This window comes from Micromonospora endophytica (assembly GCF_003236305.1).
GTDB lineage: Bacteria > Actinomycetota > Actinomycetes > Mycobacteriales > Micromonosporaceae > Micromonospora > Micromonospora endophytica.
The window spans coordinates 12,488-27,751 of record NZ_POTX01000062.1; the positions used below are offsets into that span (position 1 = coordinate 12,488).

Annotated in this window: 16 protein-coding genes and 3 pseudogenes; 11 read left to right on the forward strand and 8 right to left on the reverse strand. The window is 69.9% G+C overall.

The features are described 5' to 3' along the window. Positions 1-353: 353 nt before the first annotated feature. The 3 genes and pseudogenes from C1I93_RS32420 to C1I93_RS11990 all read right to left on the reverse strand — a co-directional run. Positions 354-548 carry a hypothetical protein gene (locus tag C1I93_RS32420; protein WP_181445135.1) on the reverse strand — a complete coding sequence of 65 codons (195 nt, stop codon included), beginning with the start codon at positions 546-548 and terminating at the stop codon, positions 354-356. A gap of 324 nt (positions 549-872) precedes the next feature. After that, positions 873-962, reverse strand: a pseudogene (locus tag C1I93_RS33090) (DUF5956 family protein); the annotation flags it as partial. A 405-nt stretch (positions 963-1,367) separates the two neighbouring features. Next, positions 1,368-2,777: pseudogene (locus C1I93_RS11990) on the reverse strand (NAD(P)-binding domain-containing protein); the annotation flags it as partial. Positions 2,778-2,976: 199 nt separating this feature from the next. Between C1I93_RS11990 and C1I93_RS32425 the strand changes: the two are divergent. The 9 genes and pseudogenes from C1I93_RS32425 to C1I93_RS12025 all read left to right on the forward strand — a co-directional run. Next, positions 2,977-3,309, forward strand: a pseudogene (locus C1I93_RS32425) (ArsR/SmtB family transcription factor); the annotation flags it as partial. A gap of 102 nt (positions 3,310-3,411) precedes the next feature. Then, positions 3,412-3,690: an ArsR/SmtB family transcription factor gene (locus C1I93_RS32430; protein ID WP_258378281.1), complete on the forward strand. Its 279-nt coding sequence runs from the start codon at positions 3,412-3,414 to the stop codon at positions 3,688-3,690. 1 nt (position 3,691) lies between these two features. Then, the gene (arsB, locus tag C1I93_RS12000; protein WP_111243340.1) at positions 3,692-4,807 is read left to right on the forward strand and encodes an ACR3 family arsenite efflux transporter; all 1,116 of its coding nucleotides are present in this window, start codon (positions 3,692-3,694) and stop codon (positions 4,805-4,807) included. After that, positions 4,804-4,968 (forward strand): hypothetical protein, encoded by a 165-nt coding sequence (locus C1I93_RS31540; protein ID WP_181445136.1) that lies wholly within the window; start codon positions 4,804-4,806, stop codon positions 4,966-4,968. Before arsB ends, C1I93_RS31540 begins: the two co-directional genes overlap by 4 nt. A gap of 219 nt (positions 4,969-5,187) precedes the next feature. Next, positions 5,188-5,598, forward strand: a complete 411-nt coding sequence (locus C1I93_RS12005; RefSeq protein ID WP_111243341.1) for an arsenate reductase ArsC — start codon at positions 5,188-5,190, stop codon at positions 5,596-5,598. Positions 5,599-6,238: 640 nt separating this feature from the next. Continuing rightward, positions 6,239-6,760: a hypothetical protein gene (locus tag C1I93_RS12010; RefSeq protein ID WP_111243342.1), complete on the forward strand. Its 522-nt coding sequence runs from the start codon at positions 6,239-6,241 to the stop codon at positions 6,758-6,760. A 50-nt stretch (positions 6,761-6,810) separates the two neighbouring features. Then, entirely contained in the window at positions 6,811-7,335 is a 525-nt protein-coding gene (locus tag C1I93_RS12015; protein WP_111243343.1) for an ImmA/IrrE family metallo-endopeptidase, read from the forward strand. 6 nt (positions 7,336-7,341) lie between these two features. Beyond that, a complete protein-coding gene (locus C1I93_RS12020) occupies positions 7,342-8,562 on the forward strand; it encodes an MAB_1171c family putative transporter (protein WP_111243344.1) in 1,221 nt (406 codons plus the stop codon). After that, on the forward strand, positions 8,559-9,482 hold the full coding sequence (locus C1I93_RS12025) for an oxygenase MpaB family protein (protein ID WP_111243345.1): 924 nt from the start codon (positions 8,559-8,561) through the stop codon (positions 9,480-9,482). The genes C1I93_RS12020 and C1I93_RS12025 overlap by 4 nt, the downstream gene beginning before the upstream one ends. Here the strand turns inward: C1I93_RS12025 and C1I93_RS12030 are convergent. Then, positions 9,442-10,341, reverse strand: a complete 900-nt coding sequence (locus tag C1I93_RS12030) for a LysR family transcriptional regulator (protein ID WP_111243346.1) — start codon at positions 10,339-10,341, stop codon at positions 9,442-9,444. The two genes, C1I93_RS12025 and C1I93_RS12030, sit on opposite strands and share 41 nt — an antisense overlap. Before the next feature lie 79 nt (positions 10,342-10,420). On the opposite strand from C1I93_RS12030, the gene C1I93_RS12035 reads away from it, so the two are divergent. Together C1I93_RS12035 and C1I93_RS12040 are read left to right on the forward strand one after the other, a co-directional pair. Next, a complete protein-coding gene (locus C1I93_RS12035; protein ID WP_111243347.1) occupies positions 10,421-11,251 on the forward strand; it encodes an NAD(P)-dependent oxidoreductase in 831 nt (276 codons plus the stop codon). Further along, positions 11,242-11,658: a RidA family protein gene (locus tag C1I93_RS12040; protein ID WP_111243348.1), complete on the forward strand. Its 417-nt coding sequence runs from the start codon at positions 11,242-11,244 to the stop codon at positions 11,656-11,658. The genes C1I93_RS12035 and C1I93_RS12040 overlap by 10 nt, the downstream gene beginning before the upstream one ends. Positions 11,659-11,660: 2 nt before the next feature. On the opposite strand, the gene der is transcribed toward C1I93_RS12040, so the two are convergent. From der to scpB, 4 genes are all read right to left on the reverse strand, one after another. Then, complete coding sequence (gene der, locus C1I93_RS12045) at positions 11,661-13,061, reverse strand: ribosome biogenesis GTPase Der (RefSeq protein WP_111243349.1); 1,401 nt, start codon at positions 13,059-13,061, stop codon at positions 11,661-11,663. Continuing rightward, a complete protein-coding gene (gene cmk / locus C1I93_RS12050; protein WP_111243355.1) occupies positions 13,058-13,738 on the reverse strand; it encodes a (d)CMP kinase in 681 nt (226 codons plus the stop codon). The genes der and cmk overlap by 4 nt, the downstream gene beginning before the upstream one ends. Positions 13,739-13,888: 150 nt before the next feature. Then, complete coding sequence (locus C1I93_RS12055; RefSeq protein WP_111243350.1) at positions 13,889-14,659, reverse strand: pseudouridine synthase; 771 nt, start codon at positions 14,657-14,659, stop codon at positions 13,889-13,891. Beyond that, positions 14,646-15,264 (reverse strand): SMC-Scp complex subunit ScpB (scpB, locus tag C1I93_RS12060; RefSeq protein WP_258378280.1); only part of this gene is annotated, 619 nt, incomplete at its 5' end. The genes C1I93_RS12055 and scpB, both read right to left, overlap by 14 nt.

Consider the following 15,264-nt stretch of genomic DNA (forward strand, 5'->3'; position numbering starts at 1 on the left):
CACCACACGGCCCTCAGCGTCGACCCCGATACGCAGAACATCCCGATCCACCGGCGGCCTGGCGTCCAACCGGCGGCCAACCTTCAACAGGTCCCGCTCGAAGTGCAACGGACGAAGACCAAGACCTGGCCAGGTGTACCAGTGCCAGCCCCCGACGAGCGCGGTCGCCGCCTTCTTCCGGCAGTCGTACTCGCCAGCGAGCTGCGCGAACCGCCCAGCAAGATCGGACATTTTCGGGATCCTACTGCTCACCTCGGCGGACTAAGTACTCCAACGTCACTGGGCTGGCGTTCACCGTCGCCGGTGACGCACGGTGACGTCTGGCTACCTCTCCTGCTTCCGCTTGCCCTGTTCTACTGGCCGACCAACACGTCGTGCGCGCGGTGTCCGCCTTCCTGGGCCGCGACCATGGCCAGACTCGCGTCCACACTGAGTCCGATCCTGAGCACGAGGCAGAGCATGCCAGTGATGCGATCAGCCGGCAGCGGATGCAGCAGCGGCGCCTCGGCGGCGAAGTTGAACCCGATACTGGCTGGCGCGCCGTGCACGTGACGGCCGTCCTCGGCCGCGTCGATGGCGGCCAGGCGGTCGTTGAGCTCGGTCAGGGACGCGACCTGCGGGGGGCGAGACGAGGTGGTTGCGGCGGAACCTGCCGCCCTCGTGCGCCACGCCGCCCTTCTCGTGGGCGCCGTCCTTGCCGGGCAGGCAGTAGAAGGCGTGGAAGCCGTAGTGGGAGCGGAACGCCACCCACCGCTGCAACTCGACCCTGCCGCGGCCGAACAGCACCTGCCGCACTGCTGGTTTGAGGTTTTCGTAGCGGATGTGGCGGGTCGGCACCCCGCCGAGGACGCGGAACGCGTCGTCACTACGGTGGTGTGGCGGTCAGGCCGGTCGGGGCAGCGGACGAGCCTGGCCAGCCCTGCCGTCCAGCCGATCAGGGCGCCCCAGCCGCTCTCGGGCAGTTCGAGACACTCACCCGCTGGCCCGGGCGGTCGGCTCGCGCCTGCGGTCCCCTCCGGTCTCGATGGGACCGCAGGGGACGTCGGTGGTGCGGCGGCTGGTCACCCGCAGCAGCCGCCGCCGGATCCGACGGCGACCAGGCTGAGTTCGGCACGCGGGAGGCCGCTGTTTGCCGGATTCTGGTCGGTGGGGTCGAACTGATTCCCGGCGAGAGCGGCGAGTTGTAGTGCGATGTCCGGGTCAATGTCGAGTTCGTCGGCGGCGGCGCGGGTGGCGGCGGTGACGGTGCCGGCGGTGGGTAGGTGACGTAGAGCTGCGGAGATGAGTCGGCTGGGGATGTCGGGGGCGAGTCCGTATCGGGCGGCGGCGTCGTCGAGCATTGCCTGGTAGCCCTGGGTGGCGGAGCAGACGCCGGTTGCGGGCAGGTCGAGTTGTACGTCGCGGGCGGCGGTCCAGTCGCCGGTGAGGGCTGCGGTGATGGAGCGGACCTGCTCGTAGCCGGTGGCCATGAGGAAGGTCGGCGCGCGGCCGTAGGACTTCATGCCGACGGCAAAGTAGCCGGGCTCGGGCTGGGTGAGTTCGCCGACGCCGTGTGGGCGGACGGTGCCGCAGGAGTGTTCGTTGGGGTCGATCAGTGGCGCGAGGGTGCGGGTGCAGCCCAGCACGGGATCGAGGTCGAGGCGCAGTTCGGTGGCGATGCTGTGGTCGGGGCGGAAGCCGGTGGCGGCGACGATCCGATCGGCGGGCAGGGTGTGCCCGTCGGCGGCGGTCAGCACGGCATGCCCGTTGACAACGTCCACCGCGTGTACGGCGAAGCCGGTGACCAGCGCGATCCGGCCGGAGTCGACGAGCAGCTTGATCCCGGTGCCCAGCGCGCCACGGCCGGGCAGCGCGTCGGCGTCCCCGCCACCGAGCGCCCGGTCGATGGAACCGCCCCGGGTGGCCCAGGTGATGGTGGTGCCTGGCTCCTGTTCGGCGAGTTCGGCGAGGGCGAGCAGGGTGTTCGCGGCGGAGTGTCCCGCGCCGACGACGACGGTGTGCCGGCCGGCGAACCGGGCCCGGTCAGTGCCGAGCACGTCGGGCAGCGCACCCTCGATCAGCGTCGCGATCCGCGGGTCGGCCTCACCGTGTGCGGGCAGGCCGTTGGCACCGAGCACGTTCGGGGTACGCCAGGTGCCGGAGGCGTCGATCACCGCCGCCGCGAGCACGTCGTCACCGGTGGCAAGCCGAACGACGAACGGTGCCTGCTCGCGGCCGGCACTCCTGACTCGATCCACACCGACGCGGCCGATCGCCGCCACCGCCACGTCGTAGTGGATGTGTGGGGCGAACTGCGGCAGCTTCGCCAGGGGCTGCAGGTATGCCTCGACAAGCTCGGCGCCGGTAGGCAGCGCCTCGAGGTCGGGGGCGATCCAGCCGGCGGCCTCCAGCAGGCGACGGGCGGCGTGGTCGATGTTGTACCGCCACGGCGAGAACAATCGCACGTGCCCCCACTCGACCACCGCCGCCCCGGCCGAAGGCCCGGCCTCCAGCACCATGAACGGCACGCCCCGCTCGTGCAGGTGCGCCGCCGCGGCCAGCCCCACCGGACCAGCACCGATGACCACCACCGGGTGCGACCCATCGACTCCCGCAGCAACCCCGACCGGCTGCGCCACTCCGTTGTCATCAGCGGCGGATGATGCATCGCTGGGGCCGCAGCAGCCCGCGCCTGTGGCGACCGCCTCGGTCTTCGGGCGCGGGTCGCCGCCGACACTGGCCTGCTCGGCGCCCTGGGCGACGCCACAGACTGGTGCAGCGCTCTGGTCTTCGCTCATGATGACGACTCTCCCTGCTTCCTGACATGGGTAAACACGATCCGCCGGACAGCACGCCCAGGCGATCACGCAAGCTTGTCGACAGCCGTGACCCTCGTTGCAGGCACGGCGCATCAGCCCCCACTATTCAATGTCTCGATCCTTGTCGAACCGATGCCCCCACCTTGCATCTTTGTTAGACGAGTGTCAAGCTATACGCATGTCGGTTCTTCCCATGCTGGACGCCGCGCGGGGCTGCCGCCCTCCCCTTTCGGCGCAGCCTCTCGCGCCGCAGGTCGCCGGTGAGCTGGCGCCACTGTTCAAGGCATTGGGTGACCCGGTCAGACTGCGGCTGCTGTCGCTCATCGCCTCGACCGACGAGGTGTGCGTCTGCGACCTGACCGACGCCTTCGACGTGACCGGCGCCACGATCTCCCATCACCTGCGGGTGTTGCGCGAGACCGGCCTGGTCGACTGCGAGCGCCGTGGCACCTGGGCCTACTACCGGGTGCGCAAGGAGGCCCTGGATCTGCTCGGCAACCTGCTGACCAGCAACGCCGACGCACCGTCCGCGACGGTGGGCGCCCTGCCGTCGGCGCGGGACGACACCGCCACGTCGAATCAGAATTCGCTGATATCAGCTGACCCTGATGTGGTGCGGTTGCTGGCGGACCCGTTGCGGGCACGGATCGTGCAGGTTCTCGCGGCCGGCCCGGCGACCACGTCGCACCTGGTCGCGGACACTGGCGCCAAGCAGCCCAACGTGTCCGGCCATCTCAGGCTGCTGCGTGAGGCCGGCGTGGTGGCCGCCGAGCCACGCGGACGCTTCACCTACTACCGGCTGCGCCCCGACGCCCTGCAGGGCGCGGCACTGCACCTGGCTGACCTCGCCGAGCAGGCCCGGGCCCACGCCGAGAACTTCCGGACCTGCTGACGTGACGACCACCGCCACCGCCGGTGACGCCTCGCCGGCGATCGTCGCGCGCCTGTCACGCCTCGACCGGTTCCTGCCGCTGTGGATCGGTCTCGCCATGGCCGGCGGCCTGCTGCTCGGTCGGCTCGTTCCCGGCCTGGACACCGCCCTGGAGGCGGTGCAGATCGGCGGGATCTCCCTGCCGATCGCCATCGGCCTACTGATCATGATGTACCCGGTGCTGGCCAAGGTCCGCTACGACCGGCTCGACACCGTCACCGGCGACCGGCGGCTGCTGCTGTCCTCGCTGCTGCTCAACTGGATCCTCGGCCCGGCCCTCATGTTCACCCTCGCCTGGGTCTTCCTCGCCGACCACGCCGAGTACCGCACCGGCCTGATCATCGTCGGGCTCGCCCGCTGCATCGCGATGGTCATCATCTGGAACGATCTGGCCTGCGGCGACCGCGAAGCCGCCGCCGTCCTGGTCGCCCTCAACTCGATGTTCCAGGTCCTCGCCTTCGGCCTGCTCGGCTGGTTCTACCTCTCCGTGCTACCAGGCTGGCTGAACCTCTCGGATGCGCGGCTGGAGGTGTCCGGACGGGACATCGCGGTCAACGTGCTGATCTTCCTCGGCATCCCCCTGCTCGCCGGCTACCTCACCCGCCGCGTCGGCGAACGCACGAAAGGCCGCACCTGGTACGAGAGCCGATTCCTGCCGACAATCGGGCCAGTCGCCCTCTACGGACTGCTGTTCACCATCGTCATCCTGTTCGCCCTCCAAGGCGACGCCATCACCTCGCAGCCGTGGGACGTCGCGCTGATCGCCGTACCGCTACTGGTGTACTTCGCCCTCATGTGGGCCGGGTCCTTCACCCTCGGCCGCGCCATCGGCCTCGACTACCCGCGCACCACCACCCTCGCGTTCACCGCCGCCGGCAACAACTTCGAACTCGCCATCGCCGTCGCCATCGGCACCTTCGGCGTCACCAGCGGCCAAGCCCTCGCCGGCGTCGTCGGCCCCCTCATCGAAGTACCCGTGCTCGTCGCCCTCGTCTACGTCAGCCTCGCCCTACGCCGACGCCTCTTGTCGAACACGACCTCCGCCCGCGCCGCGACGACCTCAGGAGATCGGCCATGAACCAGATGCGGTCGCTGCTCATCAGCAATGCCGTGCTGGAAAGGCTGGCCGCCACGTTGGCTGACAAGTTCTCCGGCATCTCCAGCCCGCAGACGATCTGCCGCTACGAGAACGAGTCGACAGCACGCTCTGCCGCACCGCCCGACTCGAACAGCACCTGACCGCACTGACCGAGCGATTCACCACCGGCCGACTCACCGCACTCGCGCAGGCCAAGGGCGCCATCAGCAAGCCCATGCCCGGGGTGCTGTTCTCTGCGTACACAACGCAACCCGATCCGGCGATGACCTCGACATCGCGCGTCGTGCCCGGCGACATCCGATACCCACCAATGGGCACTGTTCACCGACCACCGCACCGACCGATAGAGGAAGACTCTCGTGTCCGACAACAAGCCCAGTGTCCTGTTCGTCTGCGTCCACAACGCCGGCCGATCCCAGATGGCCGCTGGCTGGCTACGTCACCTCGCCGGCGACGCCGTCGAGGTCCGCTCCACCGGCTCCGCCCCCGCCGAGACCATCAACCCCACCGCCGTCGAGGCCATGCGCGAGGTCGGCATCGACATCACCGACCAGACTCCCAAGCTCCTCGACTACGACACCGTCGAAGCCTCCGACGTCGTCATCACCATGGGCTGCGGTGACGTCTGCCCCGTCTTCCCCGGCAAGCGCTATGAGAACTGGAAACTCGAAGATCCCGCAGGCAAAGACATCGAGATCGTCCGCCCAATCCGCGACGAGATCAAGGCCCGCATCGAGCACCTGCTCGCTGACCTCATCCCGACGAATTGACCATTCGACCATCGGCCGAAGCCCAGCGTTCAGGCGGGCGAAGAACACCTCCACCTCCGATGCCCTCGCATTCTGATCGATGCAAGGGCCGTCGGTTACGGACAGGCCGTTGGAAGCGGGCCTCCAGCCGGCGAGGCCGAGCAGAGCAAGGGGGTTGACGCTGCTGATGCCGTACGGGCTTGTCGTCGCGGTGACGAACAGCAGGGTGGCGGCGACGAGGCCGGTACCGGCATGCCATCGGGCAGTCGGGCAGTCGCCCCAGGTCGCGCCGAGTCCCTGTCGCTGGGCCGCTGGCTGTTCGCTAGCCGAGCGGCCCAGCGCCCCCGTCAATCGGGCGGCCGCCAGGCGGTGCCGATGGTGCCTCCCTGCTGACGGCCGAGTCCGCCAACGAGCACCGAGAAACGCATCCCCCTCTCGCGCTTCACGGAGCCGTCCCCACACTGGCGACTTCCCTCGGGCGGTCGGACCAGGTCGGACACCACTCGCGCAACACGCGTCAAGCGATTCTGCCTGTCCGCTCAACACGCGTTGCTCCGATCAGGAGCGAGCATACGCTCACTTTGCGTACGCATGTCAACACCTGTTTCACTAGGGAGCGCGTCTGCGACACTGGCGTTTAGTCCTTGAAGGGTGGGCAGTGATGGTCGACGACCAACGTGCTGAGCAGGAGCTACCGTCTCTTGACACCCTTGCCGCCCGGCTGGAGTACCTGTTCGAAAACATTCGCCCGACCTCTGCAGAGGTCGGCGACTCCGACGAACCCGGTCGCAGGTACACCAACAAGGAGATCGCCGACAAGATCAACGCCACGGCGGACGAGACCGGTGTCACGATCAGCGCCGCCTACATCGGAGAGTTGCGCCGGGGGGTCGCCAGCGACCCACGTACCTCGCACATACGTGCCCTGGCCTCGGTGTTCGGGGTGAGCACCGGCTACTTTGTGGACGATACGGCCGCCCGGCGCATACAGGAGCAGCTCACGCTGCTCAGCGAGCTGCGGCGGATGGACGTCAAGCAGGTGGCGCTGCGACAGGTGCTCACCGACAACGGACTCTCCGCGACAGACACGCAGCTCGTTGAGCAGATGGTGGCCCGATTGCGGGCCGTGGCCGAGGGCGCCGGCCCGAGCGAGAATCATGCCGCGCCGGGCGTCCGCCGTTAGCCGTGCTAATCCTTCGATGGCAGTACGCTGACGAGCGGGAGAACGCTGACGTGAGTTTGCACCGTCTACGCAAACGCTGCGAGAAAATCGTCGCTGAGCTTGAGGTGCCGGAGCCGTTCGAGATCCGGAAGCTGTGCGATGTGCTCGGTGAACGGCGTGGCCGCCCCATCCACCTGGTGCCGATCAGGCTTCCCGCCCACACCGTGTGCGGGATGTGCGTACCGACCGGCGAGTTCGACGCCATCTTCTTCGAACAGGACACCTCGCCACTGCATCAACTGCTGATCATCGGCCACGAGGTCGGTCACCTGCTCGCCGGCCATCAGGCGACAGAGGTGCTGGACGCCGACGCCTCGCGATTGCTGCTGCCGGACCTCGACCCGCAGTTGGTCCGGCGCAGCCTCGGCCGGAGCAACTACGCCGCGGCGGAGGAACGCGAAGCCGAGATGATCGGCTCGCTGCTGCTGCGGCGGGCCCGTGAGGGGCGCCATGACGCGGACGACGAACCGCTCGACCGCACGCAGGCTGAGCTGTACGGCCGGCTGCGGCACCAGCTGGAACACCCGCACCGGTAGCGCGTGATGGACACCGTCCTCTACACCGTGTGCGCGGTAGCCGGCTGGATCGCGCTCGGGTACATGCTTCGGCTCCAGCGCCGCCATCCCAGCCATGTCCGACGCGCGATCTGTGTCGGCCTCGGGGCGTTCGCCACCGGGATAACCGTCGCGATCCCGCCGGTCGCCACCGCCATCGACGAGGTGTCGGGGCTACCGAACCTGGCCAAACTCATGTCGCACGCCGGTGCCCTGACCATCTCCGCGAGCGCCGAGAACATGCTCCTCTACCTCGCCCTGCCACCGGCGAAGGCCGCCGTCCGGAGCCGCTGGTGGGTGTGGATCACCGCGTGCGCGTTCCTCGTCATGACCGGCCTGTTCGCCTACACCCTCAGCTACGACGAGCCGGTGCTCCTGACCGTCGAGTACGCGACTGATCCCGTCGTGACCGCCTACCTGCTGATCTTCCTGCTGCTCGGCTTCTTCGCCTACTGCTTCGACATCACCCGGCTGTGCTGGAGCTTCGCCCGCATCTGCGGGCGAAGCTGGCTGCGTCGTGGCCTGCGCATCACCGCAGTCGGTGCCGCGTTCGCCCTGCTCTACAGCCTCAACAAGGTCGGGTATCTCATCGCCTACTGGGCCGGCTACCAACCGACAGGCGAACGGGAGATCGCCGCGGTTCTGGTGACCGTCGGGGCACTGCTCATCACGATCGGCCTCACCATGCCCGCGTGGGGGCCCACTCTCCGGGTCACCCGGCGATGGGAGGACTTCCACTCGTACCGCCGACTCGAACCACTCTGGCGCGACCTCATCGCGGCCCTGCCCGAACTCGAACTCGATCCCAACCTGCGCCGCCGGATCACGGCCCTGCGCGACATCGACTACGCGCTGACCCGCCGGGTGGCCGAGATCCGCGACGGCCGCCTGGCGCTTCGCCCGTACCTGGATGTCGGTGTGACCGACCTGGCCGAGCACTTCGCCGAGCAGGCGGGGCTGGCCGCTGACCAGCGCCGGGCAGCCGTCGAGGCAGCACAACTGGCCTGCGCGCTGCGGCGACGCCGCGCCGGCATCGTGGCCACGGTGCCACAGCCCGCGGATGAGCTGCACCGCCCGGACGGCGGCTACGCCGGTGAGGTCGCGTGGCTGACGCTCGTCACCGACGCCTATGCCCGATCATCGGTGGTGGCGCAGACACTGGACGCTGAAGACATCCCGCAGCCCACCGCAGGAGACGCCCGCCGATGAGAGGCCGCTACGAGAACCTGACCCGTACCCGCGCCCTGGACCCCGAGCAGGACTACCTCGCCATCTACCAGACGATGCTGCGCTTCGAGTTTCCCTGGGACATGAAACTCGGACTCAACCTCGCCTTCAACCGATCCTTCTCCATCCCCGCCATCGCCGCCGTACACACCGCCACCGGCGAACTGACCGAACGCACCCAGAAACGCATCGACGACACCGGCCTGCTGATGTACGAGATGGTTCTCAACGGCTTCGACGAACCTCGCGGCCGAGACGCCCTGCGACGCGTCAACCAGATCCACCGCCCGTACGACATCGACAACGCCGACTTCCTTTACGTCCTCGGCTGTCTGGTCGTCATCCCCACCCGCTGGCTACAGCAGTACGGCTGGCGCCAACCCTGCTGCCACGAACTCCACGCCACCCACCTGTTCTATCGGGCGCTGGGCCGGCGGATGGGCATCACCGACATCCCCGACTCCTACCAGGAGTTCGAGACCTGGTTCGACGCCCACGACGCGGCCCACCTGAAGCCCAACGACCACGCCGCAGCCATCGAGCGCGCCACCCGCATGCTGATGCTCACCCGCATCCCCACCCCCCTCACCCCACTCGGCAACGCCCTCGTCAGCGCCATGTACGACGCCCCACTCCGACGGGCCATGCAGGTCGACGCACCGGCCTGGCCGGTCCGGGCCGGCCTGCACCTGGCGTTGAAGACCCGCGCACGGCTCCAACGCTGGTTCGGCACACCCCGGACCACGCCGTTGTTCACCGACGGCATCAACACCAAGACCTACCCCGACGGGTACGAGATCAGCCGGCTCGGCCCAGAGGGACGGCAGCACATTGCCGAACAGGCGATCGCTCCCAGCCCATCTACGCGCCGAACTCGCGGGCGGCCTGTTGGAGGTGGGTGAGAAAGCGGCTGACCGCAGGCGGCCGGGAACGCCCGGAAACGGTCGCGGCGAAGATCCGCCGGACGGATTCGTCTTCGGGGTGCAGGTACAGCAACCTGATGTCGGCGGGCGTTCCCCGTACGGCCAGGGCCGGAACGAGGGCCACGCCGAGACCGGCCGCGACACAGCCGAGCTTGCCTGTCCACTCGGCGGCGACGATGTCGATCCGGGCTGGGAAACCGTCGGGCAGGCTGGCCCGCAGCAGGTTCTCCTCGTCCGTCGCCGAGCCGACGATGAAGGGATCGTCGGACAGTTCCGCCAGCCGCACGGCACGGCGTCGGGCGAGGCGGTGGTCGCGCGAGACCGCGACCAGCAGCCGTTCGTCGACCAGATGGTACAGCTCGAAACGTACGGTATCGAGCTGAGCCGTCGGTGCCGTGCTCACCACGGCGACGTCGGCCTCGGCGGCGGTCAGGCGGTCCAGCAGTGCTGGCGTCGTCCCCTCCACCAACGAGAGCGCCACCTGGGGGTGGGCGGCGCGGAACGACGCGAGGGCGCGGGGTACGAGTGCCGCCACGGCGGTGGGGAACGCACCGACCCGCAGCCGGCCGGCACCCAGCCCGCGCAGCTCGTCGAGGTCTCGTCGGACGGTGTCGAGCCGGTCCAGCAGCGCCTCCGCGTGCGGTAGCAGGATGCGTCCCTCCTCGCTGAGCGCCACTCCGCGCGGCAACCTGTCGAAAACCCGTGCCCCGATCTCCGCCTCCAGGGCGGCGATCTGCCGCGACACGGCCGACTGGGTGAAACGCAGGTGCCGGGCGGCGGCGGTGATCGAGCCGAAGCGCGCGACAGTCCGGAACACCTCCAGAAGCTGGGTCTCCACCCTGGGCATGCTAGTAGCGCATGGCACCGATGCCAGACATTCGTTAGTCGCATTGATCAATCGTTCCTAACCTGGCCCCATGACCGACATCGCAGTCCTGGGCACCGGGCGGATGGGCACGGCGGTGGCCCGCCGGCTGTTGGCGAACGGCCGCCGGGTCACCGTGTGGAACCGCACCGAGGCGAAGGCAGCGGCGCTGGCCACCGCGGGAGCCCAGGTCGCCGCGTCGCCGGTCGCGGCGGTGGCCGAGGCCGACCTGGTGATCACACTCCTGACCGACGCCGCCGCGGTCGACGCCGCGCTGTTCGGCACCGGTGCCGCCCGCGCCGCGCTCCGGCCGGGCGCGATCGTGGTGCAGATGTCCACTGTCGCTCCCGACGAGGTCGCCGGGATAGCCGGTCGCCTGCCCCGCTCGGTCTCGTTGCTCGATGCGCCGGTCGCCGGCAGCATCGACGCCGCGACGGCCGGCAAGCTGACGATCTTCGCTGGCGGACCGGCAGCGGTCGTGGATCTCGCCGAGCCTGTGCTGCGCGAGTTGGGCGCCGTTCGCCGCTGCGGTCCTCTCGGTACGGGATCGGCCCTGAAACTCGTGGTGAACACGGCGCTTGTCACCGCGATCGGCGCGTTGCACGACACGCTCGTCGTCGCCGACGGGCTCGGCGTCGACCGGTCGGTGGCGCTCGACGCGCTCGCCGCCGGGCCACTCGGCGGTGCGGTCCGGCGTGCGGGCGCGACGGGCGCCGCCTTCGCGGTCGCCCTCGCCGGCAAGGACGCGCGGCTCGCGCTACGGGCCGTGCCCGGCCGGCAGCACACGCTGGCGGTCGCGGCCGCACTTCACCTGCTCGACGCCGCCACCGATCAGGAGGCGGACGTGGCATCCCTCATCACCATGGAGAACCAATGGACCTGACGCTCGACAACCCGCCAACCGTCGCCGCGCCGTTCGGCGATCGTTTCGCTCACCTGGCTCGTCTCGATCTGGACGGTGGTGCGCTGCTCATGCTCGCCGGACAGGTAGCCGTCGACGACACCGGCGAGGTCGTGGCACCCGGCGACGCGGGCGCACAGGCGACCCGGATCTTCGAGATCATTCGCCAGGTCCTCGCCGCACACGGCGCGACCCTCGCCGACATCCTGCACATCCGCACCTTCATGACCAGCCTGGACGACCTGCCCGCCTACGGTGCGGTACGCCGCAGCCTCTTCCCCTGCGGCCCGCACACCATCCCACCGGCCAGCACGACCGTCGAGGTGAGCCGGCTCTTCCTGCCCGGCGCGGTCCTGGAGGTCGAGGTGACGGCGGCGCTGCGGACCTGAGGTCAGCCGTGGGCCTTGCCCCGGCCGCCGGGCCCGAGCTTCTTGCGCGGGCGTACCGAGATCTCGATCGGGCTGCCCTCGAAGCCGAACTCCTCGCGCAGCTTGCGCTCGACGAAGCGCTGGTAGCCGGCGTCCAACGGCCCGGTGGTGAAGAGCACGAAGCGCGGCGGCGCCACCCCCGCCTGGGTGGCGAACAGGATGCGCGGTGCCCGTCCCCCACGGACCGGGTGCGGGGTGGCCTGGACCAGGGCGGTGAGCCAGGCGTTGAGCTGCGCGGTGGGGATCCGCGTCTCCCAACTGTCCAGCGCCCGGTGCAGGGCGGCGGCGAGCTTGTCCACCGCCCGGCCGGTCTTCGCCGACAGGTTGAGCCGGATCGCCCACGGAATCCGGCGCAGCTCCCGGTCGATCTCCTTGTCCAGGTAGTACCGGCGATCCGCGTCGACCAGGTCCCACTTATTGAAGACGATCACCAGCGCCCGACCCGCCTCGGTCACCATGGACAGGATCCGCTGATCCTGCTCGCTGATCGGCTCGCTGGCGTCGAGCAGCACCACCGCCACCTCGGCCGCCTCGATCGCCGAGGCGGTACGCAGGCTGGCGTAGTACTCCGTGCCGCTGGCTTGGCCGACTCGCCGGCGCAGCCCGGCGGTGTCCACCAGGTGCCAGGTCTCACCGCTGATGGAGACCAGGCTGTCCACCGGGTCGACGGTGGTGCCGGCGACCGCGTCGACCACCGCCCGCTCCTCCCCCGAGAAGCGGTTCAACAGGCTGGACTTGCCCACGTTCGGCCGGCCCACCAGGGCCACCCGGCGTGGTCCGCGTGGGCGGTTCTCCACGATCTTCGGTGCCTCGGGCAGCGCCGCCAGGATCGCGTCCAGCAGATCGCCGGAGCCACGGCCGTGTAGCGCCGACACCGGATGCGGCTCGCCGAGGCCGAGCGACCACAACGAGGTGGCCTCCAACTCGACACTCGTGTTGTCGGCCTTGTTGGCGACCAGGATCACCGGCTTGGCGCTGCGGCGCAGCATCTTCACCGCCGCCTCGTCGACATCGGTGGAGCCGACCGTCGCGTCGACCACGAACAACACCACGTCGGCGGTGGCCACGGCCGCCTCGGCCTGCGCGGCGATCGCCGCCGCCCGGTCCTTGGCGTCCGGCTCCCAGCCGCCGGTGTCCACCACGGTGAACGCCCGGCCGGACCACTGCGCGTCGTACGGGACCCGGTCGCGGGTCACCCCCGGCACGTCCTCGACCACCGCCTGGCGGCGGCCGATGATCCGGTTGACCAGTGTGGACTTGCCGACGTTGGGCCGGCCGACCACGGCCACCACCGGCTGCGGACCGGTCGGCTCCTCCAGGTCGAGGTCCGGCTCGCGCAGCTCCACCCATCCGTCGTCGGTCACGCCACTCCCCGATCGGCGAGCAGCTCACGCAGTCGCGCCACGACCTCGGCGATGCCCAGCTCGGTGGTGTCCAGCACCACGGCGTCAGCTGCCTGGGCGAGCGGGTCGGCCTTGCGGGTCGAGTCCAGCTGGTCACGACGGGCCAGGTCGGCGGCGGTGGCCGTGACGTCGGCGGCGTCCTCGGCACTGCGCCGCGCGGCGCGCGCCGCCGCCGAGGCGGTGAGGTAGACCTTCAGGTCGGCGTCTGGGGCCACCACGGAACCGATGTCGCGGCCCTCGACCACGATCCGGCCCGCATTGGCGATCATCTCGCGCTGGCGGGTGACAAGTAGCGCGCGTACGGCCGGCACGGCCGCCACGGCGGAGACCGCGGCGGTCACCTCAGGCCCACGGATGTCGGCCTCGACGCTCACCCCGTCGGCGGTCACGCCGTAGCCCGCGGGGTCGGTGCCGATGCGCAGGTCGACCTCACCGGCGACCTTCGCCACCGCTTCCGCGTCGGCCAGGTCGACACCGGAACGCAGCACCGCCCAGGTGATCGCCCGGTACATCGCGCCGGTGTCCAGGTACCGGGCGGCCAGGCTGGCCGCGAGCCGTCGGGAGACGGTGGACTTCCCCGAACCGGACGGCCCGTCCACAGCGACCACGCAGCGCCCGGCCGGTACGTTCTCCTCCACCGTGTCCTCCTCAGCCCGTATCTCACGATCCGCCGTCATCGGCGGACGCGAGCGGTTGCCCACCATGTCCCATCATGCCCGGCGTCGGGTGGTGCCGACCGCCCCGGGCCGCCAGGGAGCCTACCCTCAGCCGTACCCGCCACCGCGCGGTCAGTCACCCACGGCCTTGAACAGGGCGGCGACCTCCGCGTTGGTCAGTCTCCGGGTGCGCCCGGCACGCAGGTCACCGAGCCGGATCGGCCCGATGGCGGTACGCACCAACCGGCTCACCGGGTGACCGACCTCACCCAACAGTCGCCGTACGATGTGTTTGCGCCCTTCGTGCAGGCTCAGCTCCACCTGGGCGGTACGCCCCAGACTGTCCACCACCCGGAACGAGTCGACTGTCACTGGGCCGTCCTCCAGCTCCACCCCGGCGGCCAGCCGTTTGCCGAGGTTGCGCGGGATCGGGCCGGCCACCTCGCACAGGTAGGTCTTCTGCACCCCGTACGACGGGTGCATCAACCGGTGGGCCAGGGTGCCGTCGTTGGTGAGCAGCAGCAGGCCCTCGCTGTCCGCGTCGAGCCGCCCGACGTGGTAGACCCGCTGCTCGACCCGGTTGCCGAGGAAGTCGGCAAGCGCGGTGCGCCCCTTCTCGTCGGCCATCGTGGAAACCACCCCGCGTGGCTTGTTCATCGCCAGGTACACCAGGCGGGTGTCGGCCTGGAGGCGTTCGCCGTCGACGTGGATGACGGCGGTGGTGGGGTCGACCTTGTCGCCGAGCTGCGCCACTCGTCCGTTCACCGTCACCCGCCGCCGGAAGATCAGATCCTCGCAGGCACGACGGGAACCGACACCGGCGGCGGCGAGCACCTTCTGCAGGCGTTCGGGGCCGGTGTAGACGGGGGCGTCCGGGGACGGGGTGCGGTTATCGCGTGGCATCGGCGAGCTCTTCTACGTCGTCGGGGAGGAACGGGGCCAGTGGCGGCAGGTCGTCGAGGCTGTTCAGGCCGAGTTTCTCCAGGAACATGACGGTCGTGCGGTACAGATACGCACCGCTGTCCGTCTCGGTGCCGCACTCCTCGACCAGGCCACGGGAGACCAGGGTACGGATCACCCCGTCACAGTTCACACCCCGGATGGCGGAGATCCGCGACCGGGTCACCGGCTGCTTGTAGGCGACCACCGCCAGGGTCTCCAGCGCGGCCTGGGTCAGCCGGACCGACTGCCCGTCCAGCACGTACCGTTCGACGTAGCTCGCGTACTCCGGCCGGGTGTAGAGCCGCCAGCCGCCCGCTGCCCGGCGCAGCTCGAAACCGTGCCCGGCGCTGGTGTAGTCGGCGGCGATCCGGTCCAGCATGGGACCGACCCGCTCGGCGGGCTGCTCCAGCACCTGGGCCAGGGTCAGTTCGCTCACCGGCTCGTCCACCACCAGCAGGATCGCCTCCAGCGCGCCACGCAGTTCCGCGTCGTCGAGCATCCGCGGCGGCTCCGGCTCCACCCGCGCGGCACGCTTGCGCCGCGTCCCGCTCCCCGCCGTCTTCTCC

Excerpts from the sequence above, each read along its gene's own strand:
- C1I93_RS31540 (WP_181445136.1), top strand. The coding sequence starts at position 4,804 with ATGAACCAGATGCGGTCGCTGCTCATCAGCAATGCCGTGCTGGAAAGG.
- C1I93_RS12020 (WP_111243344.1), top strand. The coding sequence starts at position 7,342 with ATGGACACCGTCCTCTACACCGTGTGCGCGGTAGCCGGCTGGATCGCG.
- C1I93_RS12055 (WP_111243350.1), bottom strand. The coding sequence starts at position 14,659 with ATGCCACGCGATAACCGCACCCCGTCCCCGGACGCCCCCGTCTACACC.
- C1I93_RS12025 (WP_111243345.1), top strand. The coding sequence starts at position 8,559 with ATGAGAGGCCGCTACGAGAACCTGACCCGTACCCGCGCCCTGGACCCC.
- C1I93_RS12010 (WP_111243342.1), top strand. The coding sequence starts at position 6,239 with ATGGTCGACGACCAACGTGCTGAGCAGGAGCTACCGTCTCTTGACACC.
- C1I93_RS12035 (WP_111243347.1), top strand. The coding sequence starts at position 10,421 with ATGACCGACATCGCAGTCCTGGGCACCGGGCGGATGGGCACGGCGGTG.
- C1I93_RS12040 (WP_111243348.1), top strand. The coding sequence starts at position 11,242 with ATGGACCTGACGCTCGACAACCCGCCAACCGTCGCCGCGCCGTTCGGC.